At 38.4% G+C, this 24,727-nt stretch carries 20 protein-coding genes; 9 read left to right on the forward strand and 11 right to left on the reverse strand.

Translation table 11 applies throughout. The annotated features are described in order from the left end of the window. The first annotated feature begins 47 nt into the window (after positions 1–47). Complete coding sequence (locus tag HA632_RS05175; protein ID WP_176306147.1) at positions 48–620, forward strand: pentapeptide repeat-containing protein; 573 nt, start codon at positions 48–50, stop codon at positions 618–620. Here the strand turns inward: HA632_RS05175 and HA632_RS05180 are convergent. The 4 genes from HA632_RS05180 to glyA all read right to left on the reverse strand — a co-directional run bounded on the left by HA632_RS05180 (position 613) and on the right by glyA (position 5,103). Further along, the gene (locus HA632_RS05180; protein ID WP_176306148.1) at positions 613–1,287 is read right to left on the reverse strand and encodes an ABC transporter ATP-binding protein; all 675 of its coding nucleotides are present in this window, start codon (positions 1,285–1,287) and stop codon (positions 613–615) included. The two genes, HA632_RS05175 and HA632_RS05180, sit on opposite strands and share 8 nt — an antisense overlap. Before the next feature lie 62 nt (positions 1,288–1,349). Further along, a complete protein-coding gene (locus HA632_RS05185) occupies positions 1,350–2,606 on the reverse strand; it encodes an FtsX-like permease family protein (RefSeq protein WP_176306149.1) in 1,257 nt (418 codons plus the stop codon). Then, the gene (locus HA632_RS05190; protein ID WP_176306150.1) at positions 2,606–3,697 is read right to left on the reverse strand and encodes an efflux RND transporter periplasmic adaptor subunit; all 1,092 of its coding nucleotides are present in this window, start codon (positions 3,695–3,697) and stop codon (positions 2,606–2,608) included. Before HA632_RS05190 ends, HA632_RS05185 begins: the two co-directional genes overlap by 1 nt. Positions 3,698–3,828: 131 nt before the next feature. Beyond that, positions 3,829–5,103 carry a serine hydroxymethyltransferase gene (gene glyA / locus HA632_RS05195; protein WP_176306151.1) on the reverse strand — a complete coding sequence of 425 codons (1,275 nt, stop codon included), beginning with the start codon at positions 5,101–5,103 and terminating at the stop codon, positions 3,829–3,831. Positions 5,104–5,212: 109 nt separating this feature from the next. Here glyA and fahA point away from each other — a divergent pair, with 109 nt between their 5' ends. From fahA to HA632_RS05220, 5 genes are all read left to right on the forward strand, one after another. Further along, the gene (fahA, locus tag HA632_RS05200; RefSeq protein WP_176306152.1) at positions 5,213–6,496 is read left to right on the forward strand and encodes a fumarylacetoacetase; all 1,284 of its coding nucleotides are present in this window, start codon (positions 5,213–5,215) and stop codon (positions 6,494–6,496) included. A 108-nt stretch (positions 6,497–6,604) separates the two neighbouring features. Continuing rightward, positions 6,605–7,690 (forward strand): glycine cleavage system aminomethyltransferase GcvT, encoded by a 1,086-nt coding sequence (gene gcvT / locus HA632_RS05205; RefSeq protein WP_176306153.1) that lies wholly within the window; start codon positions 6,605–6,607, stop codon positions 7,688–7,690. Positions 7,691–7,692: 2 nt separating this feature from the next. Then, entirely contained in the window at positions 7,693–9,720 is a 2,028-nt protein-coding gene (locus HA632_RS14070) for a S41 family peptidase (protein ID WP_176306154.1), read from the forward strand. Positions 9,721–9,724: 4 nt separating this feature from the next. Then, positions 9,725–10,759 (forward strand): hypothetical protein, encoded by a 1,035-nt coding sequence (locus tag HA632_RS05215; protein WP_176306155.1) that lies wholly within the window; start codon positions 9,725–9,727, stop codon positions 10,757–10,759. Between the two features lie 63 nt (positions 10,760–10,822). Beyond that, positions 10,823–11,533, forward strand: a complete 711-nt coding sequence (locus tag HA632_RS05220) for a YebC/PmpR family DNA-binding transcriptional regulator (protein ID WP_176306156.1) — start codon at positions 10,823–10,825, stop codon at positions 11,531–11,533. 277 nt (positions 11,534–11,810) lie between these two features. On the opposite strand, the gene HA632_RS05225 is transcribed toward HA632_RS05220, so the two are convergent. The 3 genes from HA632_RS05225 to HA632_RS05235 all read right to left on the reverse strand — a co-directional run bounded on the left by HA632_RS05225 (position 11,811) and on the right by HA632_RS05235 (position 16,118). Continuing rightward, complete coding sequence (locus HA632_RS05225; protein WP_176306157.1) at positions 11,811–12,851, reverse strand: PLP-dependent cysteine synthase family protein; 1,041 nt, start codon at positions 12,849–12,851, stop codon at positions 11,811–11,813. 80 nt (positions 12,852–12,931) lie between these two features. Then, positions 12,932–14,995, reverse strand: coding sequence for a S9 family peptidase (locus HA632_RS05230; protein ID WP_176306158.1), 2,064 nt, complete (start codon positions 14,993–14,995; stop codon positions 12,932–12,934). Between the two features lie 97 nt (positions 14,996–15,092). Then, positions 15,093–16,118 carry a low specificity L-threonine aldolase gene (locus HA632_RS05235; protein ID WP_176306159.1) on the reverse strand — a complete coding sequence of 342 codons (1,026 nt, stop codon included), beginning with the start codon at positions 16,116–16,118 and terminating at the stop codon, positions 15,093–15,095. A gap of 178 nt (positions 16,119–16,296) precedes the next feature. Here HA632_RS05235 and prfB point away from each other — a divergent pair. After that, a protein-coding gene (gene prfB / locus HA632_RS05240; protein ID WP_176306160.1) for a peptide chain release factor 2 occupies positions 16,297–17,395 on the forward strand; the annotation gives its coding sequence in 2 pieces (ribosomal slippage) (positions 16,297–16,359 and positions 16,361–17,395; 1,098 coding nt in all). Positions 17,396–17,474: 79 nt separating this feature from the next. Then, positions 17,475–18,473 carry a UDP-3-O-(3-hydroxymyristoyl)glucosamine N-acyltransferase gene (lpxD, locus tag HA632_RS05245; RefSeq protein WP_176306161.1) on the forward strand — a complete coding sequence of 333 codons (999 nt, stop codon included), beginning with the start codon at positions 17,475–17,477 and terminating at the stop codon, positions 18,471–18,473. A gap of 218 nt (positions 18,474–18,691) precedes the next feature. On the opposite strand, the gene HA632_RS05250 is transcribed toward lpxD, so the two are convergent. The 4 genes from HA632_RS05250 to HA632_RS05265 form a co-directional block, all read right to left on the reverse strand. Continuing rightward, the gene (locus HA632_RS05250) at positions 18,692–19,459 is read right to left on the reverse strand and encodes a dienelactone hydrolase family protein (protein ID WP_176306162.1); all 768 of its coding nucleotides are present in this window, start codon (positions 19,457–19,459) and stop codon (positions 18,692–18,694) included. A gap of 96 nt (positions 19,460–19,555) precedes the next feature. Continuing rightward, a complete protein-coding gene (locus tag HA632_RS05255; RefSeq protein ID WP_176306163.1) occupies positions 19,556–20,779 on the reverse strand; it encodes a porin in 1,224 nt (407 codons plus the stop codon). Between the two features lie 128 nt (positions 20,780–20,907). After that, positions 20,908–22,239 (reverse strand): inorganic phosphate transporter, encoded by a 1,332-nt coding sequence (locus HA632_RS05260; RefSeq protein WP_176306164.1) that lies wholly within the window; start codon positions 22,237–22,239, stop codon positions 20,908–20,910. A gap of 25 nt (positions 22,240–22,264) precedes the next feature. Next, on the reverse strand, positions 22,265–22,909 hold the full coding sequence (locus HA632_RS05265; RefSeq protein ID WP_171223217.1) for a DUF47 domain-containing protein: 645 nt from the start codon (positions 22,907–22,909) through the stop codon (positions 22,265–22,267). A gap of 181 nt (positions 22,910–23,090) precedes the next feature. Here HA632_RS05265 and HA632_RS05270 point away from each other — a divergent pair, with 181 nt between their 5' ends. Further along, positions 23,091–24,719, forward strand: coding sequence for an acyl-CoA carboxylase subunit beta (locus HA632_RS05270; RefSeq protein ID WP_176306165.1), 1,629 nt, complete (start codon positions 23,091–23,093; stop codon positions 24,717–24,719). Positions 24,720–24,727: the final 8 nt, after the last annotated feature.

Raw genomic sequence — 24,727 nt, forward strand, 5'->3', positions numbered from 1 at the left:
AGCTATTGCGATTTAATTTAGTAGTTTTACGCACCAATAAATCACTTATGCACTCAGATTACATTACAGACCAAGAATTCAGAGATGACGTTTTTAACGATGTCAATACTAAATTCAAAGAGTTTGACAACTGTACGTTTTACAACATCGACTTCACCGATTGTACGTTTCAAACCGTGACTTTTGTCGATTGCAATTTCTTTGACTGTAATTTTAAAGACACCAAAATCAATTATGTTTCGCTGCGCGGGGTTTGGTTTACCAAGTGTAATTTCACCAATGTTAATTTTGCTATGACCGACCAAGTGATTTTTGAGTTTCACTTCAAGGATTGTTTGTTGGATTATGCCAAATTTTACGCTTTGAAAATGCGAAAGATGCAATTCATCAACTGCAGCATGATAGCGGTCGATTTTATGGCGAGTGATTTAACCGAAGTGTTATTTGATAATTGCAATCTACGGAGAGCGGTTTTCATAGACACTATCGCCAACAAAGCTGATTTTTCAACCAGTTACGATTACGCTTTTGACCCGGAAAAGAATAAAATCAAGAAAGCAATTTTCTCTGTCGATGGTTTAAAAGGATTATTGGAAAAGTACGATATCGTAGTTAAATAATCATGCCGTCTTCCATGGTGATGGTTCTTTGCGTTCTTGAAGCAAAATCACTGTCGTGGGTAACCACCAAAAGGGTTTGATTGTGGTCTTGGGTCAAATGATTGAAAATATCGAAAACAATATCACTGTTTTTCTTGTCGAGATTTCCCGTAGGCTCATCGCCCATGATAATTAGCGGATTATTGATAAGTGCTCTTGCTATCGCCACCCGTTGTTTTTGGCCACCACTTAATTGATTCGGCATTTTTAAGGCTTGCTCGTGCATGTCCAATGTTTTCAAATGCTCCATAGCGTTGTGCTCGATTTCTTCTTCAGAAAATTTATTGAGTTTCATTCCCGGTAACATGACATTTTTCAAGACATTGTATTCGGAAAGCAAGTAGTGAAACTGAAACACGAAGCCTATTTTTTCATTGCGGAGTTGGGCCAACTCTTGATCTGATTTTCCGGTAATCAATTCTTCATTGATGAACAACTGTCCTTCATAATCGGTATCCATCGTTGAAAGTAAATACAACAAAGTCGATTTTCCGCAACCGGATTTCCCTACAATCGAAACAAATTCACCGTGATTGATGCTCATGTTGATGGCCTTTAAAACCTGAAACTGAATCGGGTCGTAAAAGTACTTGGTCAAACCTTTGGTTTCTAAAACTTTGTTGCTCATACTATATTTTTATAAATTTTAGCCACGAAAATTTATGCATACTTGTGTTTTCATGGCTATAATTATTTTCCTCTAATAATTTCTACCGGATCAATTTTGCTGGCTTTGAGTGCCGGAAACAAACCGGCGATAAAAGTGGTTACCAAAGCAAAGGCAATTCCGATGACATAAAACATCGGGTTGTAATTGATGGGATACGTTTTAATGGTTGGCAAAGCCGCGGTATTGAATGGCACAACATCAATAATGTTAGAAAAAACATAGCCGAAAAACAAGCCGAAAAGACCTCCGGTTATCCCAATAATCATAGACAGTGAGATGAATATCCACTTGACATCATTCCCCGAAAATCCGGTTGCTTTGAGAATGGCTATGCTGTCCATTTTTTCAAAAATCATCATATTTAGAATGTTGTAAATTCCAAATCCGGCGACTATCAGTAACACAATCCCAACAGCATATGATATTATACTTCGGATGGAACTACCGGTTTCAAATTGGGAATTGGTGGTTTGGTAATCAATAGTATCCAAATCGTAATTGATAGCAAATTCTTTGGCCAAAGCCGGTGCGGTTGTAATATCATACGTTTTCACTTGAATATCGGTAATGTAATTGGTGGGTTCGCCCAAGATTTTTTGAGCGGTAACCAATGATGTATAACTCATAACATCATCTATTTCGGAGATGCCAACCTGAGAAATCCCTACAATCTTCAAGGTAGCCAAATTGCCTTTGGAAGTAGTCACTTTGATGACATCACCTTTCTCTAAGAGCATTTTATCGGCCAATCCTTTACCGATAATAATGCTGTTGTTTTGGAGCAAATCGGGCACTTCGCCTTCAATGATGTACTCACTGATTTTGAACAACTTTTCTTCTGCCAAAACATCTATTCCATTAATAACACCCGAAATTTCAATGGTTCCCGAATTAAAGAATACCGGCGCAGTTACTTTTGGCGCCACATCAATAATGCGTTTGTCCTGTTTTAAATCGTGCATAATCGACTTGCAATTGTAGATGGCTTTGCCTCTGTCTTTGGGTTTAACCGAAGCAATAAAATTAGTGTTGTCTTTGTGTTTTTCTGAATAAGAAATAGGTTGATTTTCAGACGGTTTGATTTCGTTATATAAACGAACATGTGGTGTTCTGTTGAGCATTAAACCATCGAGTAAATCATTCATTCCGTTCATAAAACTGACCAGAGTAATAAACATAGCTATTCCGAAAGTAACGCCGACAGCCGCCACAATTGTTTGCTTTAGCCGCGCTCGCAACAAATGAATAGCAATATTTAAAATAAGCTTGAAGTTCATTACTTAGGTTTATAGATGGTTTCTCCAGCGGTCAATCCATCCAAAATTTCAACATGTCGGTAATCGCTTAGGCCTACTTTAACCTGACGTTTTTCATCTTTATTGACCAAAACATATTTGTTATCAATCAAATAGCTTTTAGGAATCGTCAAAGCTTCTTTTTTGATTTGAATAATAATATTGGCTTCTGCCGTGAGATTTGGATACAACTTTGTTGGCGGATTGGTAAAATGAGCTTCGATTTTAAAGGTTCGGGAACGCACATCCATTATCGGATAGATTTTATCCACAGTAGCTTCAAAAACTTGCCCTTTGTAACTGTCCATGGTTACGGCTAATTTTTGACCCAATTTTACCCGAACCATATCATTTTCATCCACATCCAATTCGAGTACATAAGTGTTTTTCTCCCCGATTATGGCCAAAGGCGTTTGCGGATTTATCAAAGTACCTTCTTTGACCAAGACATCAAATAATTCTCCGCTGATAGCGCTTTTCACCGTAAAATCACTTTGGGATTTTTCATTGAGTTTAAGATTGATATTGCTTCTGCTCTGTTCGTTTTTAAGTTGGGATTTCAATTGAGACAACTGTTTTACAGCGGCTTCGTAATTGGATTTCGAATTTTTATACGCCAATTCAACGCGCTCATACTCTACTTCCGAAATGACGTTGTATTGTTTGATGTTTTTGTTTCTGTTGTAAACCGATTGGTCTAAAGCCAATTTGTCTTTGGCCGCTTGAACTTTGGTTTCCATTTCGGCAATCTTATCCTGAATGTAGCGGTTGTTTTCATTGCTCAATTGGTAAGCCAATCGGGCATTTTCGGTATTCAACGCTGCTTTGTCACTTTCTATTTGAAACAAAGATTGTCCTTGAACAATTGTTTGCCCTGCCGTGACATTGATTTTTTGCAACACACCACTGACCGTAGCATAAACCGTATATTGATTTTCAGATTTCACGACGCCCGAGGCATAAACGCTTTCGGTAATACTGCCTTTGGTGGGTTGGATTTCACCATTGTCTTTTTGGGAACAAGAAACAATAAGGAAGATGTAGGATAAACAGAGAACTTTCAGCAATTTCATTAAACTTGGTATTTATGAATTTTGTCTTTCAAATTTACAACAATTGAGGAGGAGAAAGCCTAACAATTATCATAAAAAAACCTCCAAAAGCGAACTCTTGAAGGTTTGATTTTTATCAACATTGGAAGGAATTAATAAACAAAAATTGCTCTTTCGCTCATCATATCGTTTACTTCTTCTGCAATTTCTTCTAATAACTCATCGTTAGTAGCATTTGTCAATACTCTGTCAATTAAATCCACTATCGTTTCCATGTCACTTTCTACTAAACCACGAGTAGTAATGGCTGGCGTTCCCACACGAATACCTGAAGTTATAAACGGTGATTTGTCATCAAAAGGCACCATGTTTTTATTTACGGTGATTTCGGCTTTACCTAAAGCAATTTCGGCGTCTTTACCGGAAATGTTTTTGTTTCTCAAGTCGATTAACATCATGTGGTTGTCCGTTCCGCCTGAGATTAAGTGGTATCCTCTTTTTACGAAAGCTTCCGCCATGGCTTTGGCATTTTTTTGAACCTGCATCGCATAAGCAAAAAACTCATCAGATAAAGCTTCCCCAAACGCTACAGCTTTGGCTGCGATAATATGCTCTAATGGACCACCTTGATTTCCCGGGAAAACCGACATATCCAATACATGTGACATCATTCTGATTTCTCCTTTTGGCGTAGTCAATCCCCAAGGATTAGGGAAATCTTTCCCCATCATGATCATACCACCTCTTGGTCCTCGTAAAGTTTTATGTGTTGTAGTTGTAACTATATGACAATGCGGAATCGGATCATTCATTAATCCTTTCGCAATTAGTCCTGCAGGATGTGAAATATCAGCCAATAACAAAGCGCCAACACTGTCGGCTATTTCTCTGAAACGCTTGAAGTCCATATCACGAGAATAGGCTGAAGCACCTGCTATTATCATTTTAGGTTGCTCTTTAGTCGCTATTTCTTGAATCTTATCATAGTTCAACACACCGGTTTCTTGTTCAACACCATAAAAACTTGGCGTATACAATTTCCCTGAAAAATTTACGGGAGAACCATGCGTTAAATGTCCGCCGTGAGACAAGTCGAAACCTAAAATTTTATCCCCCGGTTTTAAACAAGCCGCAAAAACCGCTGTATTGGCTTGAGAGCCTGAATGTGGTTGCACGTTAACATATTCGGCACCAAACAAAGCTTTGGCTCTGTCGATAGCGATTTGCTCAATCACATCTACTACTTCACAGCCACCGTAATATCGTTTTCCGGGATAGCCTTCAGCATATTTGTTAGTCAATACCGAACCGGCTGCTTCCATCACTTGATCACTTACAAAGTTCTCAGAAGCAATTAGTTCTATTCCTTGGATTTGTCTTTCTTGTTCTTCAAGAATTAAGTCAAAAATTTGTTCGTCGCGTTGCATTTGAAATTATTTCGTTAAATTGAGGTCAAAATTACGAAAATCGTTTGTTAAATTAATAGTTAATGATATATTTGATTGCTAAATTTTCAACAACTAAATCAACACCATCATGCCCATTACAACTAATAATCCTAATCGCAAATCTTGGCTTACTGTCCCCGAAAACAGTGACTTCCCAATTCAAAATATTCCATTTGGCGTTTTCTTAACCAAAGAAGATGTCATCACTATCGGAACCAGAATTGGCGATTATGCGATAGATTTAGGCGCATTACAACAGCTTAATTATTTTGAAGGGATTGATTTGACCGACGATATGTTTATGCAGGACACGCTAAATGATTTTATTTCCGATGGAAAAAAAACGTGGCGTTTGGTCAGAAATCGCATAGGAGATATTTTCGACAGCAACAATCCAAAATTAAGAGACAATCCAGAACACCGTGAAATAGTGATTTTTAAAATGGAAGAAGTAGAAATGCAACTTCCGGTTTTAATTGGCGATTATACCGATTTTTATTCGAGCAAAGAGCACGCTACTAATGTAGGCAAAATGTTCCGCGACCCGGCAAATGCTTTGTTGCCTAACTGGCTGCACATTCCGGTGGGTTATCATGGAAGAAGTTCGACTATCATTCCATCGGGAATTCCGATTCACAGACCCATGGGACAAACATTGCCGAACGGTGAAAACACGCCTGTCTTTGGTCCGTCTCGCTTAGTTGATTTCGAATTGGAAACCGCCTTCATCACTACCGATGCCAATATCATGGGCGAAAATATTCCTGTGACTGAAGCTGAAGATTATATTTTCGGTATGGTTTTGTTGAATGATTGGAGTGCCCGTGATATTCAAAAATGGGAATATGTCCCGCTCGGACCATTCTTAGCCAAAAACTTTGCTTCATCAATTTCTCCGTGGATTGTTACCATGGACGCTTTAGAACCTTTCAGATGTAAAGGACCAAACCAAGAGCCGATGCCTCTTCCTTATTTACAACAAAAAGGGAAAAATGCTTTCGATATTAATTTAGAAGTCTACATCGAACCTGAAAATGTAGAACCAACATTGGTCTCTAAATCGAATTTCAAATATATGTATTGGTCCATGTCACAGCAGTTGGCGCATCATACCTCAAATGGTTGTCGCGTGAATTCGGGAGACATGATGGGTTCAGGAACGATTTCAGGGCCGACACCGGATAGTTTTGGCTCCATGCTCGAATTAACTTGGGGCGGAAAAAACCCAATCATTATGAAAGACGGTACCGAACGTAAGTTCATCAATGATAACGATACTGTAATTATGAAAGGTTATTGCCAAAATAGTTCGGTTCGAATTGGTTTTGGAGAAGTAGAAACTAAACTTTTACCACCATTCGTGAGAAAATAAAAATTAACCGCAGATTCGCGGATTAAAACTAATAAAATAAATAATTAAACTGCTAATTCGGAAATCAAATTAGATAATCTGCGAATCTGCGGTCAAAAAAAAAACAAAATGAAAAACACAGCTTTAACACACATTCATGAAAGTTTAGGGGCCAAAATGGTACCATTTGCCGGATACAACATGCCGGTACAATATGAAGGTGTGAATGCCGAACATGAAACGGTGAGAAATGGCGTGGGCGTTTTTGACGTGTCACACATGGGAGAATTTTTATTGACCGGAGAAAAGGCGCTGGCTCTAATTCAAAAAGTAACTTCTAATGACGCTTCGGTACTTGAAATCGGGCGTGCACAATATTCTTGTTTGCCTAACAATGATGGCGGAATTGTAGATGATTTAATTGTTTACCGCATGAAAGAAGACCAATATTTATTGGTGGTAAACGCTTCTAACATCGACAAAGACTGGAACTGGATTTCATCACACAACGATTTAGGTGTTGATATGAAAAACATTTCGGAAGACTATTCTTTGTTGGCCATTCAAGGTCCAAAAGCGGTGGAAGCCATGCAATCCTTGACATCCGTTGATTTATCGGCTATCAAATATTACCATTTTGAAGTAGGTCCGTTTGCCGGAATTGAAAACGTAATTATTTCTGCTACAGGATATACCGGTTCAGGCGGATTTGAGATCTATTGCAAGAATGAGGATGCTGAGCAAGTTTGGAACAAAGTATTCGAAGCCGGATCAACCTTTGGCATCAAACCTATCGGATTGGCAGCACGTGATACGTTAAGATTAGAAATGGGATTCTGTTTGTACGGAAACGACATCAATGACACTACTTCTCCTTTAGAAGCCGGTTTGGGTTGGATTACCAAATTCACCAAAACTTTTACCAATTCAGAGAATCTTTTAAAACAAAAAGAAGCCGGTGTTAGTCGCAAACTGATAGGTTTCGAATTGGTAGAAAGAGGTATTCCTCGTCATGACTACGAAATTGTAGACGCAAATGGCAACAACATTGGAATTGTAACTTCGGGAACTATGGCACCATCTTTGGGAAAAGGTATTGGAATGGGTTATGTAAAAACCGAATTTGCAGCGGTTGACAGCGATATCTACATCCAAATCAGAAACAATAAAGTAAAAGCAAAAGTGGTGAAACTACCTTTTTATAAAAAACAATAGATGTGAACAAATTACTTGTTTTAGCGAGCTTATTTCCTTTCCTTCTTTTTGGCCAAGCTGAAAAGAATCCTTGTGAAACTTTATCAAAAATCAACTCGCTCATTCAAGAGAATCACTACAAGCCAAAACCGGTAGACGATAGTTTATCGGTTTATGTTTTTAAAACATTCCTCAGTCAATTAGACGATGAAAACCGATTGTTTATTGAACCCGAAATCAAAGCACTTCAAAAACACGAGCTCAAGATTGATGACTATCTCAAAACAAACAACTGTCAATTTTTAGACGAATTTTATACCGCCTACTCTAAAACCATTGCGAGATACAAAGTCTTGTTGGCAGCCATCAAGAACGAACCTTTTCCGTTGAGCAGTTCCGAGAAAGTGGTCTTTTCAAAACAAGCTTTTCCCTATGCCAAAGAAGAGAAAGAGTTAAAGCATTTGTACAAAAAAAGATTGCTTTACAATATACTTCGCGATGTGGCGGAATTGAGTACCAACAAAGATTCACTTACCGCAAATTTTGAAACCATAGCTGCGGCCAGTAAAGTCAAGATTTTTGAAAAGAGTGAATGTAAAATCCAAACTTACGAAATGAGCAAAGCCGAGTTTAATTCGGTTTTCTTTACGGTCTTTTGCTCCTATTTTGATCCACACACCGAATATTTTTCAGAAAACGAAAAGTCGTCCTTTTACTCCACGGTGAGCTCAGACAACCTTACTTTTGGGCTTTATATTTCGATGACCGAGAAGGACGAAATGACCGTAGACGATATCATTCCCGGAAGTTCGGCTTATTTTACTGAGAAAATCGACAAAGGGGACACGCTTTTAAAAGTCAAATACCAAAATGAAGAATATGAGATTGCCTGTTCCTCTGTAAAGAAAATAGACGAAATCATTACATCTAACGAATACAAAACTGCCGATTTCACCTTCAGAAAAAAAAGTGGTGAAGTATACAGCGTTCGACTCAGCAAAAAAATAATGAAAGATTACCAGAATAATGTTTTCAGTTTTAAGTTGAAAAAAGAGAACGGTACTTTTGGATACATCAGAATTCCGAGCTTCTACGCTACTTTTGAAAATGGAAAATCGAGTGTCAGTGGTGATGTAGCCAAGGAAATTTACAAACTGCAACAAGACCAAATCGACGGGCTAATCATCGATATAGAAAACAATGGCGGTGGTTCAATGGAAGAAGCTATTCGTCTTTCGGGCTTGTTTATTGATGCCGGTCCGTTGGCCGTAATGAATGACAACAAAAACAAAAAGCAAATCTTAAAAGACATGAATCGCGGCACCATCTATAATGGTCCGATGATCGTCATGATCAACGGTTTTTCGGCTTCTGCCAGTGAGTTTTTTGCCAATGCCATGCAAGATTACAGTCGGGCCCTAATCATTGGCAACCGTTCTTTGGGGAAAGCTTCCATGCAGCGAATATTTCCGCTTAATACAGAAAACAATGAATTTTTAAAACTGACACTGGAGAAATTTTATCGCGTAACCGGAAAAAGCAATCAATACAACGGTATCATTCCGGATGTGGAAATTCCCTTGTTGTTTGACAAGCAAATGCCAAGAGAAGACAGTAACAAAACCGCCTTAAAAAATGATGAAATCGGGATCAATGTTAAATACCATCGATTGGCCAACGAGCGCATTAAAACCAACGCCATCTCTTTGAGCCAATATCGCATTGACAATGACAAATTAGCAAGTGATATCAAACTGCTGAATGCCAAAATCAATCCGCTCTACGATAATGATTTGCCACCGGTACTGTTGCAATTTTCGGCCGTCTTTGATGATGTGGCTAAGATAAACAAGCTTTGGAAAGAAATCCAATCCACCAGCGAAAGAATTTATCCGATAACTGTTGAGCAAAATTCTACCGATAATGAATACCAAAAATATGATGACTATTTGAAAAGCTGTAATATAGAAAGAATCAAAGAAATCAAACAAAACTACCATATTTTGGAAGCCTTAAACATCTTAAACGATGTTAAAAATTTTAAACCATAACTTTATGAAAATCAAATTATTATTGACTATCACATTTTTTGTTTGTTTAAATTTAAAAGCCCAAGAATTCAAAACACCGGTCGACTATTTGAGTTATATTGGTAAAGAACAAGAGAACATTTCAAAAAGCATGTGGAAGTACACTTCTGCTGTCGCCCATTCTAAAAGCGCACGCCGCATTGACAACACAAGAAAGCTTTTGGTAAAAAGCATACAAACCGCCAACAAAAAAGTCAGCGCACTAAAAGACGGCTACAAAGGCGATGTAGAATATCGAAATCAAGTGATTGAATTCTTAAACATTTCTGAAAAAAACATCAACGAAGAATACGATAAAATCATCAACATGCAAGAAGTTGCTGAGCAATCTTATGACTTGATGGAAGCATTCATCATGACTCGTGATTTGGTCAATAAGAAAATCGATGCCGAATATGAAAAAGTGAGTTTGGCCCAAAAAACTTTCGCCGCCAAATACAATATAAACCTATCTGAAGACACGAGCGAATTGGGCAAAAAGATGAAAATTTCTGCAGAAGTTTTTGATTACCACACCCAATTGTACCTGATATTCTTCAAAACCAATATCACCGATTTGTTTTTGTCGCAAGCCATCGAAAAGAAAGACATTGGCGCCATTCAACAAAACAGCAGTGCCTTGATACAGTATGCTGACGAAGGGTTGGAAAAACTAAAAGCCATTAAACCTTACAATGGCGATAACACTATGGTTTTGGTGACCAAAAAAGCTTTGGAATACTATAAAAAAGAAGCTTTGCAATACGCTCCCAAAGTGGTCGACTTCTTAATGTTCAATGAAAAATTTGATACCGCCAGAAAATCATTGGAATCCAAATCAGACAAAGACAGAACCAAAGAGGAAATTGACAACTACAATGGCATGGTCAAACAAATCAACAAGGAAATCGACAATTTCAACAAGATTAACAACGCCAATTTACAAGAAAAAAACACCATAATCGGCAATTGGAATACTACCGGAGATAATTTTATTTCAGGTCATGTTCCCGTTGGTTAATTTGTTTGCAATAATCGAATAAACCCTTATTTTTGCACAAAAATAAATAACATTCTATCAGAAATGGGAAGAGCATTTGAATTTAGAAAAGGAAGAAAAATGAAGCGTTGGGCTGCGATGGCCAAAGCCTTTACACGCATTGGAAAAGATATCGTTATGGCGGTAAAAGAAGGCGGACCAAACCCCGAAGCCAATGCCCGTTTGAGAGCCGTAATCCAAAACGCTAAATCGGCCAACATGCCGAAAGAAAACGTAGAACGTGCCATCAAAAAAGCCACCGACAAAGATACGGCCAACTATAAAGAGGTTTTATTTGAAGGTTACGCACCACACGGAATTGCTATTTTAATTGAAACGGCAACCGACAATAACAACAGAACTGTAGCCAACATCAGAAGCTATTTTAATAAATGCAACGGTACTTTGGGCACACAAGGTTCGGTAGAATTTATGTTTGACCACACTTGCAACTTCAGAATTCCGAATACCAACATCGATATTGAAGAAATGGAATTGGAATTCATCGATTTTGGTGCCGAAGAAATCTTTGCCGATGAAGACGGTATCTTAATCTATGCCCCATTCGGAAGTTATGGCGCCATTCAAAAAGAATTAGAGAATCGTGGTATCGAAATCCTATCCTCAGGATTTGAACGCATTCCGCAAATCACCAAGCAACTAACAGAAGCCGAAATGGCCGACGTGGAAAAACTAATCGAAAAAATCGAAGAAGATGATGACGTGATGAACGTGTATCATACGATGGAAGAGTAATATCAGATATTAAATTTCACATAGTAGATATAAACGCCGGGCATTTGCTTGGCGTTTTTGTTTTTAGGAGCAGAACGTTTTGGATTTCTTAGAACACTGCTCCCGCTATCCACACTACATGCCTGCCGACAGGCAGGGTAGCTTGCTCCACACGAGCCTAGCGACTACCGAAGGAATCGGGGCTAGAAGTAGTAATCTGCAACCCATTAAAACTAAAAACGCCAAGCAAATGCTCGGCGTTTTTTTATATCTTCATCTTCGGCTTCCGCCATCCAACTTATTTGATAAATTCTATTTTCTGTGCTTCTTCTGCATTAATACTGTCAAAGAAACCTTGCTCGTTCATCCAGTCGTCGCTGTATACTTTGCTCATGTAGCGCGAACCATGGTCAGGGAAAATGGCGATTACGTTGCTGTTTTCGTCAAACTCCCCTTCTTCGGCATATTGTTTAATCGCTTGCATCACAGCTCCCGAAGTGTAGCCAACAAATAAACCTTCTTTTTTGGCAATTTCTCTGGTCGTATGTGCACTTTCTTCATCGGTAACTTTCATAAAATGATCGATAGCGTCGAAGTCGGTAGCCGTTGGGATTAAATTTTTCCCTAACCCTTCTATTCTGTATGGGTAAATTTCATCCGCATCAAACTCTTTGGTTTCGTGGTATTTTTTCAATACCGAACCAAAAGCATCGACACCTAAAATTCTAATGTTCGGATTTTGTTCTTTTAAATATTTCGCAGCACCAGAGATTGTTCCTCCTGTTCCGCTACACGCAACCAAATGGGTTATTTTTCCGTTGGTTTGTTCCCAAATTTCCGGACCCGTTGATTTGTAATGTGCATCAATATTTAATTGGTTAAAATACTGATTGATATAAATAGAACCTTTGGTTTCTTCGTGTAAACGCTTGGCCACATTGTAGTAAGAACGCTCGTCATCGGCAGAAACATGTGCCGGACAAACATACACTTTGGCACCCAAACTGCGCAACATGTCTATTTTATCTTTAGAAGATTTAGAACTTACCGCCAAAATACAGCTGTATCCTTTGATGATGCTAACCATGGCCAAACTAAACCCGGTATTACCCGATGTCGTTTCAATAATGGTATCACCAGGAGTTAAAATTCCTTGCCTTTCAGCTTCTTCAATAATATATAATGCAATTCTGTCTTTGGTGGAATGCCCGGGGTTGAAAGCTTCAACCTTAGCATAAAAATTTCCAGGTAAAGATTCTGTGATTTTATTAAGTCTAATTAGTGGAGTATTCCCTATTAAACTTAACACATTATCGTGAGCTTTTATATCTTCTTTCATAAAATAAATTAGTCAAGGCGTATTTATGAAGCCCAAATTACAGACTTCTAAACGTTGCAAATTTAATAAAATATTTTAAACTATCTTTTTATTCCTTCTAAATCTAACAAAAAACTGTATTCTTTGGCGATTTCCTTAATTGCTTCAAACCTTCCCGATGCTCCACCGTGACCTGTATCCATGTTGGTATCCAAATATAACTGATTATTATCAGTTTTCAATACTCTTAATTTGGCGACCCATTTTGCTGGTTCCCAATATTGTACCTGAGAATCGTGTAATCCTGTCGATACATACATATTCGGATAGTCTTGTGCAACTACATTGTCATATGGCGAATACGAAAGCATATAATTGTAATATTTTTTTACATTCGGATTGCCCCATTCGTCATACTCTCCTGTGGTTAGCGGAATGGTATCATCTAACATCGTGGTGACTACATCTACAAATGGTACTTGCGCGATGACTCCATGGAACAAATACGGTGCCATGTTTACCACTGCACCCATCAAAAGTCCGCCAGCCGAACCGCCTTCTGCGTATAAATGTTTTGGTGAAGTATACTTGTTGTCAATTAAAAATTGGGAACAATCAATAAAATCGGTAAACGTATTTTTCTTTTTCAACAACTTGCCGTCTTCATACCATTGTCGACCCAAATCTTCTCCGCCACGAATGTGAGCTATGGCAAAAATAAATCCTCGGTCTAATAAAGTTAATCGCACCGATGAGAAATGACAATCCATAGTTACACCATACGAACCATAGGCATACAAAAGCGTTGGATTATTACCGTCTTTTTGAATACCCTTGCGATATACCATGGAAATAGGCACTTTTGTTCCGTCTTTGGCTGTTGCCCAAAGTCGTTCTTCAGTGTAATTGTTTTTGTCGAATTGTCCGCCTAAAACTTCCTGTTCTTTTAAAACCGTTTTGGTTTTGGTCTTCATATTGAAATCAATTACTGAAGACGGTGTCGCCAAAGATTGAAAGCTATAACGTAAGATTTGAGTATCAAAATCAACATTTGTCGTTGTGTAAGCCATGTAGGTTTCACTTTCAAACGGCAAATAATAGTCTCCTTTTCCACTCCACGGCATAATTCGAATTTGATTCAAACCATTGAAACGCTCGGTCACGACCAAATAGTCTTTGAAAATATCAATATCTTCCAACAAAACTTCCTCGCGATGGGGAATCACATCTACCCAATTTTCTTTAGTGGTAGCCTTCTCAGGCGTTTTCATCAACTTAAAGTTGGTAGCCTTGTCTTTGTTGGTTACGATGTAAAAATGGTCTCCAAAATGCGACATCGAATATTCTAATCCGCGCGATCGCTTTTGAAAAATAGTAAACTTAGCGTCAGGCGTAGCCGACAAAACGGTTCTGTATTCCGTAGTTAGCGTACTATTAGAATTGATGATAATGTATTTCTTCGATTTTGATTTGTACACAGAAACATCAAAGGTTTCATCTTTTTCAAAATAAACCAGTTTATCTTTATCGGAAGCTGTACCTATTTTATGTTTGTAAATCTTATCGGGACGTAAGGTTTGTTCATCCTTGCGCGAGTAAAATAAGGTTTGGTTATCACTCGCCCAAGTCGCGCCACCGGTGGTATTTTCAATCTTTACAGGAAGTATTTCTCCGGTAACTAAATTCTTAATTTGTATGGTATATTGTCGTCTCGAAACCGTATCGGTTCCAAAACTGGCCCAAACATTATCTTCACTCACACTCAATCCGGCCAAGTTGAAATAGGCATGTCCTTTTGCCATTTCATTACAGTCGAACATAATTTCTTCTTGGGCATCCAAACTGCCTTTTTTGCGGGAATGAATCGGATAATCTTTGCCCTTTTCAAAACGCGTGATGTAGTAATAGCCATTGTAAAAATAAGGAACCGATTCATCATCTTCCTTAATACGGGCTTTCATTTCTTCGAATAAATCCTTTTGAAAATTTTTGGTATGCGCGGTAGATTGTTGGTAATATTCGTTCTCCTGATTGAGATATTCAATGACTTCCGGTTTTTCTCTTTGGTTTAACCAATAGTAATTATCGGTGCGAACATGACCATGCTTTTCCATCGTGTGTGGAATAATCGTAGCTTTTGGCGGTAATAGTATAGTTTCGGGCATGGAGTTGTTTATTATCAACTACAAAAATAACTATTATGCCCGCATAATTATTGACCAGTACAGGAAGTTATAAACTTAAAAATTAACAGTTTTGAACTTAGAATTCAATCTTTGCTAAGGCTTCTAGTACATACTCATGCATTACTTGACGGTAGTCTAAGTGTGTAACCATACGCAATTTACCTTGTCCCATAGAGCTGATAAGAATGCCTTTGGTTTTTAGTTTTTCAATAACCGCTTTTTCGTTTAGAGTTTTTTTGACTTCAAAAATTAAAATATTGGTTTCCGACGGTTCTACTTTATCCACCCAAGACAATTGCTGCAAAGCTTGGCCTAATTCCTTAGCTCTTCTGTGGTCGTCGGTTAGTCGATTGATGTTATTTTGCAAAGCGTAAATACCGGCTGCCGCCAAATAACCGGATTGTCTCAAGTTACCACCAAAAATTTTTCGAATACGCAAAGCCTTATGCATCGTCTCGGCATCAGAAATTAAAACCGAACCAATTGGCGCACCTAATCCTTTAGAAAAACAAACGGAAATCGTATCGAACAATTCCCCAAATTGCTTTGGATGTTGCTTTTTCTCGACAATGGCATTCCACAAACGCGCGCCGTCTAAGTGGTATTTTAAGTTATTATCGACACAAACTTGCTTGATTTTTTTCAATTCTTCCAAATCATAACAAGCGCCGCCACCTTTATTAGTGGTGTTTTCAATCCCGACCATTTTCGATAAGGGCGCGTGATAAAACTCGGGGTCATTAATGCCGGCTTTGACTTGTTCGGCTGTAATCATACCTCTATTGCCATCCAATAAATTAAAATTAACGCCACTGTTGAATGACGCTCCACCCGCTTCGTACAAGTGAATGTGCGACCATTTATCACAAATAATTTGGTCACCGGGATTGGTATTTAATTTAATCGCCGTTTGATTCGCCATAGTTCCCGAAGGAAAAAATAACGCGGCTTCTTTGCCAAATAAATCGGCTACCATTTTTTCAAAAGCATTTACGGTTGGGTCTTGCTTAAACACGTCATCACCTACTTTGGCGTTGAACATGGCTTGCAACATTTCGGGAGAAGGTTTGGTTACGGTATCGCTGATTAAATTAATTTCCATATTTTATGAAGATAGCTTACTTTCGCATTATATTTATTAGAAGCTAATCCCGCTATTCGCTACAATCTTTTTGTTTTGTCACCCTGAGCACAGTCGAAGGGCATTTTTCTAAAACAAAAAGGATTTTCACTACTATCGGGGCTAGGGTTCAATAGTAAACCACAAAACTACATTATTTATGACAAATACCGAACAAATAAAAGGTATTGTAGAACGCCTTGGTGCGTTGAGGAGGTATCTTTGACATTGATGCCAAGCTTATAGAAATTACCAACGAAGAAGAAAAAACCTTCGCGCCCGACTTTTGGAACAACGCCAAAGAAGCCGAAATCATTGTCAGAAACTTGCGTTCCAAGAAAAAATGGGTCGAAGATTTTGAGAAAGGCAATGCTATGGCGGAAGAACTTCAAATGGTGTACGAATTTTTCAAAGACGGCGATGCCACCGAAGCAGAGCTTGATGAGCAGTACGAAATTACAAATGCGCACATCGAAAATTTAGAATTCAAAAATATGCTTTCGGATGAAGGCGATAGTTTGAGTGCGGTACTGCAAATTACAGCCGGTGCTGGCGGAACAGAGAGTTGTGATTGGGCGTCGATGTTAATGCGTATGTATTTGATGTGGGCCGAAAATCAAGGCTATAAAGTCAAAGAGTTGAACTTTCAAGAAGGCGATGTAGCCGGAATCAAAACCGTGACTTTAGAAATCGAAGGTGATTATGCTTTTGGGTACCTGAAAGGCGAAAACGGGGTGCATCGTTTGGTGAGAATTTCGCCTTTTGACAGTAATGCCAAACGCCATACATCTTTTGCTTCGGTTTATGTGTATCCATTAGTGGATGATACTATTGAAATTGAAATCAATCCGGCCGATATCGAAATTATCACTTCTCGCTCAAGTGGAGCCGGTGGACAAAATGTTAACAAGGTAGAAACCAAAGTACAGTTATTCCACAAGCCAACCGGAATTCAAATCCAATGTTCAGAAACGCGTTCGCAACAAGACAACCGCCAACGGGCGATGCAAATGTTGAAATCGCAATTGTATGAAATAGAGTTAAAAAAACAACAAGCCCAACGCAGTGACATCGAGGCCGGAAAAATGAAAATCGAATGGGGTTCTCAAATTCGGAACTATGTGATGCATCCTTACAAATTGGTAAAAGACGTGCGTTCGGGTTACGAAACCAGCGATGTTGAAGGCGTCATGAACGGCAATATCGATGAATTCCTGAAAGCCTATTTGATGATGATGGGTCAAAAAGAGGATGAATAAAGTCAATTTCTGTTTTGGATTATTAGGATATTCAAATCTGTTTTCAGTTATTTGAAATCTATAACCAACCAAAACCACCATGAGTTCTTTCTCAATTCAAGAAATCAACAATGTATTACTAGGAGAAATCGTAGGTCATACATCGCATAAAATCACAGCAGCAGAGCAATTAGAATCTGCTGCTGAAACAGAAATATCTTTTATTGGCAACAAAAAATATGAAAAGCTTTGGGCAACTTCCAAAGCTTGTGTTGCCGTTGTAAACCAAGACATTAGTATAGAACCCGGTGACAATCGTGCGTTTATCAAAGTCAAAAATGCCGACTTAGCCATGTCACAAGTGTTGGAACTCTTTGCTCCTGCTCCACCGGTATTTTCAGTTGACATTCATCCCACAGCGGTAATCGATGATTCTGTTGCCATAGGAAACGGTGTCCGAATTGGCGCCGGATGTTATATTGGACCAAATGTTACTATCGGTGAAAATACCACTATCTATCCTAATGTGACTATTTTAGACGAATGTACAATTGGAAAAAACACCATCATTTGGTCGGGCACTGTCATCAGAGAACGTTGTCATGTAGGCAGTCATTGTATTTTGCATCCGAATTGTACTATAGGCGCAGACGGTTTTGGTTTCAGACCTTGTCCGGAAAGAGGCTTGGTTAAAATTCCGCAAATTGGAAATGTAATTTTAGGAAACGGTGTTGAAATTGGCGCCAACTCTTGTGTTGACAGAGGCAAATTTAGCTCAACTGTCTTAGGCGATGGTTGTAAAATTGACAATTTAGTACAAATTGGGCACAATTCTAAGTTGGGCAAATTCTGCATCATGGCCGGGAATTCCGGTTTAGCCGGTTCCGTAACTTTAGGGAACGGTGTAATTATTGGCGGAAGCGCTTCGATTAAAGACCACACTACTATTGGCGATGGTGCTATTATTGGTGCCGGTTCGGGAGTAGCTTGTGATATTGAAGCCGGAAAAACAGTTTTGGGTTATCCTGCCATTGACGCTCGCGATGCTTTAAAACAATGGGCCATTTTGAAAAGAATGGTAAGAGACTCTAATAAATAATTACGAATTTGAAATTACGAATTACGAAGAGATAAATAATTTGTAATTTATAATTCGTAATTCGTTATTAAGCTTTATATTTGCCACGAGGATTCCGTAAAGGAAGTTACACCTCACCGCAATTGTCGATCGCTCCAGATCGACTTTTGTATTTTATAGAACTAACGAAGCCCAAAGTAGATGACTATTTTGGGCTTTTTTATTAAACTGGAATCAATTTATAAAACCTCTTTTAAAAAATCTTTAAGAGCAATCCACGAACGTTTGTCGGCCAATTCATTATAGGCTGCGCCTTTGCTGTTATCGCTTCCGGCATCTTTATGAGTAAAAGCGTGAACCGAATTAGCATAATAAACCATTTGCCAATCGGCACCGGAAGCTCTCATTTCGGTTTGGAAAGCATCAACTTCTTCCTTAGGCACAAAAGGATCATCGGCGCCATGAAGCACTAAAACTTTTGGGTTAATTTTTCCTATCGGTCTTGATATGTCCTTCCCTAAACCACCGTGAAAAGAAACTACACCTTGCACTTTTAAATTGGCTCTCGCTGCTTCAATTGCTCCGGTTCCGCCAAAGCAATACCCCATGACTACAATTTTATCCGGATTCGCACCCAGTTTTACGAGTTGGTCTAATGCCAATTGAATTCTCTTTTGGTATTCGTCATAATTCTTTTTGTAATAACCGGCATTTTTTCCGGCTTCGGCACTGTTTTTCGGACGGTTGTCTTTTCCGTAAATATCGGCAACGAAAGAATAGTAACCCAGTTCGGCTAATTTCTCTGCACTTTCTTTAGAATGGCCGTCAATGCCAAACCAAGCCGGCAGAAGCAATACACCCGGTTTGTCTTTTGACACACTTTTTGGCTTAATCCCAAAGCCGCTTAACACTTGTTCACCGTCTTTGTAGTCGACAGCAGTGAGTTGGGCAAAACTGTTGAATGACAATGACAGTACTATCGCCATGATGATTTTTTTTAGTTTCATAGTAGTTAAATTAGTTAGCCCAAAATTAACTATTAAATGGTAAAACAAAAGTTAATACCATACTAAATAAAAAAAGTCTCCGAAGAGACTTTAGTATTAGATTCCGATTTCGACTTGAAAGCGCAAGTACCAATTGTTTTTAGAACTGCCGTCGAAATATTTCAAAGTGTCATAATTCAACTCGGCCTGCAATTTGAAAGTGTGTTCCCAAATGTATTTGGTCAAACCAACCGAATATTCACGGGTATTTGGTGTCAAGGTTTCAATATCTTTACCCACATTCTGAGTCGAATATCGGGCAATGAATTCATAATTAGACTTAGTGATATAACTGGCTTGGTAGTCAAATCCGTTACCAACAAACACATAATTGCTTTCGGTAATATCATCGGGATTGAAAGTTAACGCATTTTCGTTCGTGGTTCTCGACATGTAGCTCATCATGGCTGCCCAACCGTTGTATTTGAACATGGCATCTAATAAAACAGACTTCATGGTTCTTCTTTCGAATAAATCATTACCCAATTGCCCTTGCGTACGCTGTGCGTGATTGTTTTGGTGAAAAGCACCGGATAACAATAATTTTGGTTTCTTTTCACGGATTACATCGCCTTCAAAATAAGTCCCGTCTTTGGTAAAAGCACCAAAAGGCATTAACTCTAATTTTCCTGTCACCGCAATTCCATCATCGGCTTTACCGGTTTGGTTTCTTCCTTCACCACTTGAAAGTGCTGTTTTTATGTTATAAGAGAATTTGTCTTTGAATTCGTTCATGTCATGGACTTGAAAACCAAAATCCCTATCAATAGTAAACTTGGCATTGTTAATGGTTCTATCGGTTAGTTGCAAACCTCCGGAAGAATTAACACGTTGTCGGTTTCCGGGTAATTTGGTTTGACCAAAACTAATGTTCCAATTTTTAGTAGGACGATAAAATACTACCGCATCTCTGATGATGTTAATGTTTTCGCCTTCTTTGACTTCACCCACATCTCCCGGTGCAAATGACAATTGAATAGCATATAAGAATTTTGGATTACCAACATAACCGTCAAATCGCAAACGCAAACGACGCACTTGACCGTCATAAGCCCCATTTTCACCATCGTTCTCAATATAAGAAACGCGATTTTGCATTCGGAAACGGATGTTCATTTGGAACAAACTATCCGGTGATGTTATTCCGATTCCTTTACCAAAACTGTAATAAGGCAAGGCCGATAGTTTGATATCGTTGTCATGCTTGGTCTGCTCAATAGTAACCTGAGCCGAGATTGATATTGATACCAGTAAAGTAGCAATGAGTAATACTTTTTTCATGTTTAGTTGTGTGTGTTGTTGTTTAGTCTTAATGATAAATTGATGTTTAGTAAATGATTTAATAACAAATAAGGATTAGTTATAAAAAAAGCCAACCATTACAGTTGGCTTTTTTGCATATAAATTTTTTAGATAAATATTTTTAATAAATAGTAAACCAAAGCCGCTAAAACTGCAGAAACCGGAATAGTTAAAATCCAAGCCCACAATAGTTTTACAGTTACACCCCAACGAACGGCTGAAACCCTTTTAGTCACTCCTACTCCAATGATAGAACCTGTAATGGTATGTGTAGTCGATACAGGGATTTTAAAGTGTTCTGTAGAGAATAAAGTTAACGCACCCGCTGATTCGGCAACTACGCCTTCAAAAGCGGTTACTTTAGTAATTTTGGAACCCATGGTTTTTACAATTTTCCAACCACCACTTAAAGTTCCTAAAGCGATTACGGTATAACAAGTCAACGGAATCCATTCCGGCATTACACCGTCAATTTTCACACCGTCTTTTTCAGAAGGTAAAACCACATTCAGGTCTAACCAACCGGCAGACATATCGATATTCGGATTAGATTTGATGTAAACTGCTACTGCAGCTGCAATGATTCCCATTACTTTTTGAGAGTCGTTTCCACCGTGGCCTAAACTGAAAGCGGCTGAAGACAACAACTGCATTCGCTTTAATACTCTTTCGGCTTTGGCAGTAGAGAAACTACTAAAGACCAAGTTAAAAATAGCCAAACTGTAAAAAATGATAGCTACTAAAAACCATTTGATATTGGATGGTTCGCTAATGAAATACCAAAATTTGTTATGGAATAATGCTTTTTTAGGTTCGACATCAAATTTTAATACAGAAACAAAAAACCAAAGCGCTAATAACATTAAAACCACAGTCAATACTTTTGGCCAAACATTCTTTTTAGAAGAATACATTAACCATAGAGAAATGAAATAGGAAATAATCATTCCCAACAAAGGAGCAAAAACAATAAACAAGATTACTATAACAACTCCAGAAGGCAATAGTTCTCCTTCTTTAGCATCTTTTAACCAGTTTACAATTTTAAATCCGGCGTGCTCGGGATCAGTTACATCACGGAACCCGTGAGCAATAGCTGCTCCGGCGAATCCACCAATTAAAGTATGTGACGATGAAGATGGAATTCCTTTCCACCAAGTGATTAAGTTCCAAATAATAGCCGCAATAACTCCGGCTAAAATCACCGTCAAGTCAATACTGCTGGTATGGGCTGTTTTGGCTACGGTATCGGCTACACCGAATCCGAAAACCCAATACGCCAAGAAGTTAAAAAGCGCTGCCCAAAGTACGGCCTGAAAAGGTGTTAAAACCTTTGTCGCTACAATCGTTGCAATTGAGTTGGCTGCATCGTGAAAACCATTGATGTAGTCAAAAACTAAAGCAAGAAAGATGATAATTAATAATAAAGTAAAATCCATAAAAGTTGGTTTTTATTATAACTGTTTATGAATGTTTTACTGAAATTTGTTCCATTACGTTGGAAACACTTTTACATTTGTCTGAAGCTGACTCCAAAGCAGAAAGTACTTCTTTGTATTTGATGATGTTTTTTACATCAGTCTCATTTTCAAAGATATCCGCTACCGCTTTATCAAATACTGAATCGGCTTTGCTTTCTAATTTATTGATTTTTTTACAAGTATCTTTTATCGCTTTGTGGTCTTTCATGTCTTTCAATTCTTTGATACCCACATTAATCAACTGACAAGCTTCTAAATTAATTTCGGTTAATTTACGAATCGATTTGGTGATTTTTTCCACTTGGTACAAACGCATTCTACTCGCTGCACCGTGCATATAATCTGCCACATTATCAATCGCTTTAATTAAGGAGTGAATGTCTTCTCTATCAAAAGGAGTGATAAAGTTTCTACTCAATTCCAAGTGTGTTTTATGAGTAATCTCTTCGATAGTTGCTTCCAACTCTTCGATTTTTCTGAAATAATCTTCACGTTCTGTTTTTGGAGCATTTACGGCTTCGTGCAAGGTTTCCGCTAATAAAACTAAATTTGAAGAGGCTTGTTCAAAAAGAGGAAAGAATTTTTTATCTTTTGGAACTAAAAACTGGAAAATACTGTTTATTGACATAGTGTTAAAATTTGATGCAAATGTATTACTCTAATGTTAAGTGAATATTAAATATACTATTACTATTTCTATCGGATTTTACAATTTGTTAACATAAAAAAACAGCTGCGAATTCTACCCTGATTTCTCTTATTGAAAACGTTTTCGTAGCTTAGCATCCGAATAAAACAAACACCATTATATGGACATCAACTTCAATAAAAACGAAGATCACAACAAACTTTTACTCACCGATTTAAAACAACGTTTCGCCAAAGTAAGGGTTGGCGGCGGCGAAAAGCGCATAGAAAAACTACATTCCGAAGGCAAAATGACCGCTCGCGAGCGCATCGATTATTTGCTTGACGCTAAAGCCAACAGCATTGAAATCGGTGCTTTTGTAGGCGATGGTATGTATGCGGAACACGGAGGTTGTCCTTCCGGTGGCGTGGTGGTTAAAATGGGTTATATCAAAGGCAAACAATGTATAGTAGTAGCCAATGATGCTACCGTAAAAGCCGGAGCTTGGTTTCCGATTACCGCTAAAAAAAATCTACGTGCTCAAGAAATTGCCATGGAAAATCGCTTGCCGATTATTTATTTGGTCGATTCTGCCGGTGTGTATTTACCTATGCAAGACGAAATTTTCCCTGATAAAGAACATTTTGGACGCATCTTCAGAAACAACGCCATCATGAGCAGCTTGGGCATTACCCAAATTGCAGCCGTTATGGGAAGTTGCGTTGCCGGTGGTGCCTATCTTCCGATTATGAGTGATGAAGCCATGATAGTAGATAAAACAGGAAGCATTTTCTTGGCCGGAAGTTATTTGGTAAAAGCAGCCATTGGCGAAAACATCGATAACGAAACGCTTGGCGGCGCTACAACGCACTGCGAAATCTCTGGTGTGACCGATTATAAAGCCAAAGACGATAAAGACGCTTTAGATAGAATTAAAAGTATAGTAGGTAAAATAGGCGATTATGATAAAGCAGGTTTTAATAGAGAAAAAGCAATAAAACCAGCCTTAGACGAAAAAGAAATTTATGGTATTTTACCCAAATCGAGAGCCGAACAATACGATATGATGGAAATCATCAAACGTTTGGTCGACAATTCCGAAATGGACATGTACAAACCCGATTACGGTAAATCAATCATCACTTGTTATGCCCGAATTGACGGTTGGGCTGTCGGTATTGTTGCCAATCAAAGAACGGTTTCTAAAACCAAAAAAGGCGAAATCCAATTTGGTGGTGTAATTTATTCGGATTCGGCTGATAAAGCCACTCGTTTTATTGCCAATTGCAACCAAAAGAAAATTCCGTTAGTTTTCGTGCAAGATGTAACCGGATTTATGGTTGGTTCCAAAAGTGAACACGGTGGCATCATTAAAGACGGAGCCAAAATGGTGAATGCGGTTTCCAATTCGGTTGTACCCAAATTTACTGTGGTAGTTGGTAACTCTTATGGTGCCGGAAACTACGCCATGTGTGGCAAAGCCTATGATCCTAGATTAATTTTCGCCTGGCCAAGTGCAGAGTTAGCCGTAATGGGCGGAACGCAAGCCGCCAAAGTATTAGCCCAAATTGAAGCATCATCATTAAAAGCCAAAGGCGAAACCGTAGACGAAAAAACAGAACAAGAATTATTCGATAAAATCAAAGCGCGATACGATGCGCAAGTTTCTCCTTATTATGCTGCAGCAAGATTGTGGACAGATGCGATAATTGACCCGTTAGAAACGCGTACTTGGATTTCTATGGGAATCGAAGCTGCCAATCATGCGCCGATTGAGAAAAAGTTTAATTTAGGAGTAATACAAGTTTAAAGTATATC

The sequence above is a fragment of the Flavobacterium sp. J49 genome, assembly GCF_011742145.1.
Classification (GTDB): Bacteria; Bacteroidota; Bacteroidia; order Flavobacteriales; family Flavobacteriaceae; genus Flavobacterium.

What these genes read in the sequence shown, in the direction of transcription:
- HA632_RS05230 (WP_176306158.1), bottom strand. Translation starts at nt 14,995, where the DNA reads ATGCCCGAAACTATACTATTACCGCCAAAAGCTACGATTATTCCACAC.
- HA632_RS05185 (WP_176306149.1), bottom strand. Translation starts at nt 2,606, where the DNA reads ATGAACTTCAAGCTTATTTTAAATATTGCTATTCATTTGTTGCGAGCG.
- HA632_RS05235 (WP_176306159.1), bottom strand. Translation starts at nt 16,118, where the DNA reads ATGGAAATTAATTTAATCAGCGATACCGTAACCAAACCTTCTCCCGAA.
- lpxD (WP_176306161.1), top strand. Translation starts at nt 17,475, where the DNA reads ATGAGTTCTTTCTCAATTCAAGAAATCAACAATGTATTACTAGGAGAA.
- HA632_RS05225 (WP_176306157.1), bottom strand. Translation starts at nt 12,851, where the DNA reads ATGAAAGAAGATATAAAAGCTCACGATAATGTGTTAAGTTTAATAGGG.
- HA632_RS05265 (WP_171223217.1), bottom strand. Translation starts at nt 22,909, where the DNA reads ATGTCAATAAACAGTATTTTCCAGTTTTTAGTTCCAAAAGATAAAAAA.
- HA632_RS05255 (WP_176306163.1), bottom strand. Translation starts at nt 20,779, where the DNA reads ATGAAAAAAGTATTACTCATTGCTACTTTACTGGTATCAATATCAATC.
- HA632_RS05180 (WP_176306148.1), bottom strand. Translation starts at nt 1,287, where the DNA reads ATGAGCAACAAAGTTTTAGAAACCAAAGGTTTGACCAAGTACTTTTAC.
- HA632_RS05220 (WP_176306156.1), top strand. Translation starts at nt 10,823, where the DNA reads ATGGGAAGAGCATTTGAATTTAGAAAAGGAAGAAAAATGAAGCGTTGG.
- HA632_RS05215 (WP_176306155.1), top strand. Translation starts at nt 9,725, where the DNA reads ATGAAAATCAAATTATTATTGACTATCACATTTTTTGTTTGTTTAAAT.
- HA632_RS05250 (WP_176306162.1), bottom strand. Translation starts at nt 19,459, where the DNA reads ATGAAACTAAAAAAAATCATCATGGCGATAGTACTGTCATTGTCATTC.
- fahA (WP_176306152.1), top strand. Translation starts at nt 5,213, where the DNA reads ATGCCCATTACAACTAATAATCCTAATCGCAAATCTTGGCTTACTGTC.
- HA632_RS05175 (WP_176306147.1), top strand. Translation starts at nt 48, where the DNA reads ATGCACTCAGATTACATTACAGACCAAGAATTCAGAGATGACGTTTTT.
- glyA (WP_176306151.1), bottom strand. Translation starts at nt 5,103, where the DNA reads ATGCAACGCGACGAACAAATTTTTGACTTAATTCTTGAAGAACAAGAA.
- gcvT (WP_176306153.1), top strand. Translation starts at nt 6,605, where the DNA reads ATGAAAAACACAGCTTTAACACACATTCATGAAAGTTTAGGGGCCAAA.
- HA632_RS05190 (WP_176306150.1), bottom strand. Translation starts at nt 3,697, where the DNA reads ATGAAATTGCTGAAAGTTCTCTGTTTATCCTACATCTTCCTTATTGTT.
- HA632_RS05270 (WP_176306165.1), top strand. Translation starts at nt 23,091, where the DNA reads ATGGACATCAACTTCAATAAAAACGAAGATCACAACAAACTTTTACTC.
- HA632_RS05260 (WP_176306164.1), bottom strand. Translation starts at nt 22,239, where the DNA reads ATGGATTTTACTTTATTATTAATTATCATCTTTCTTGCTTTAGTTTTT.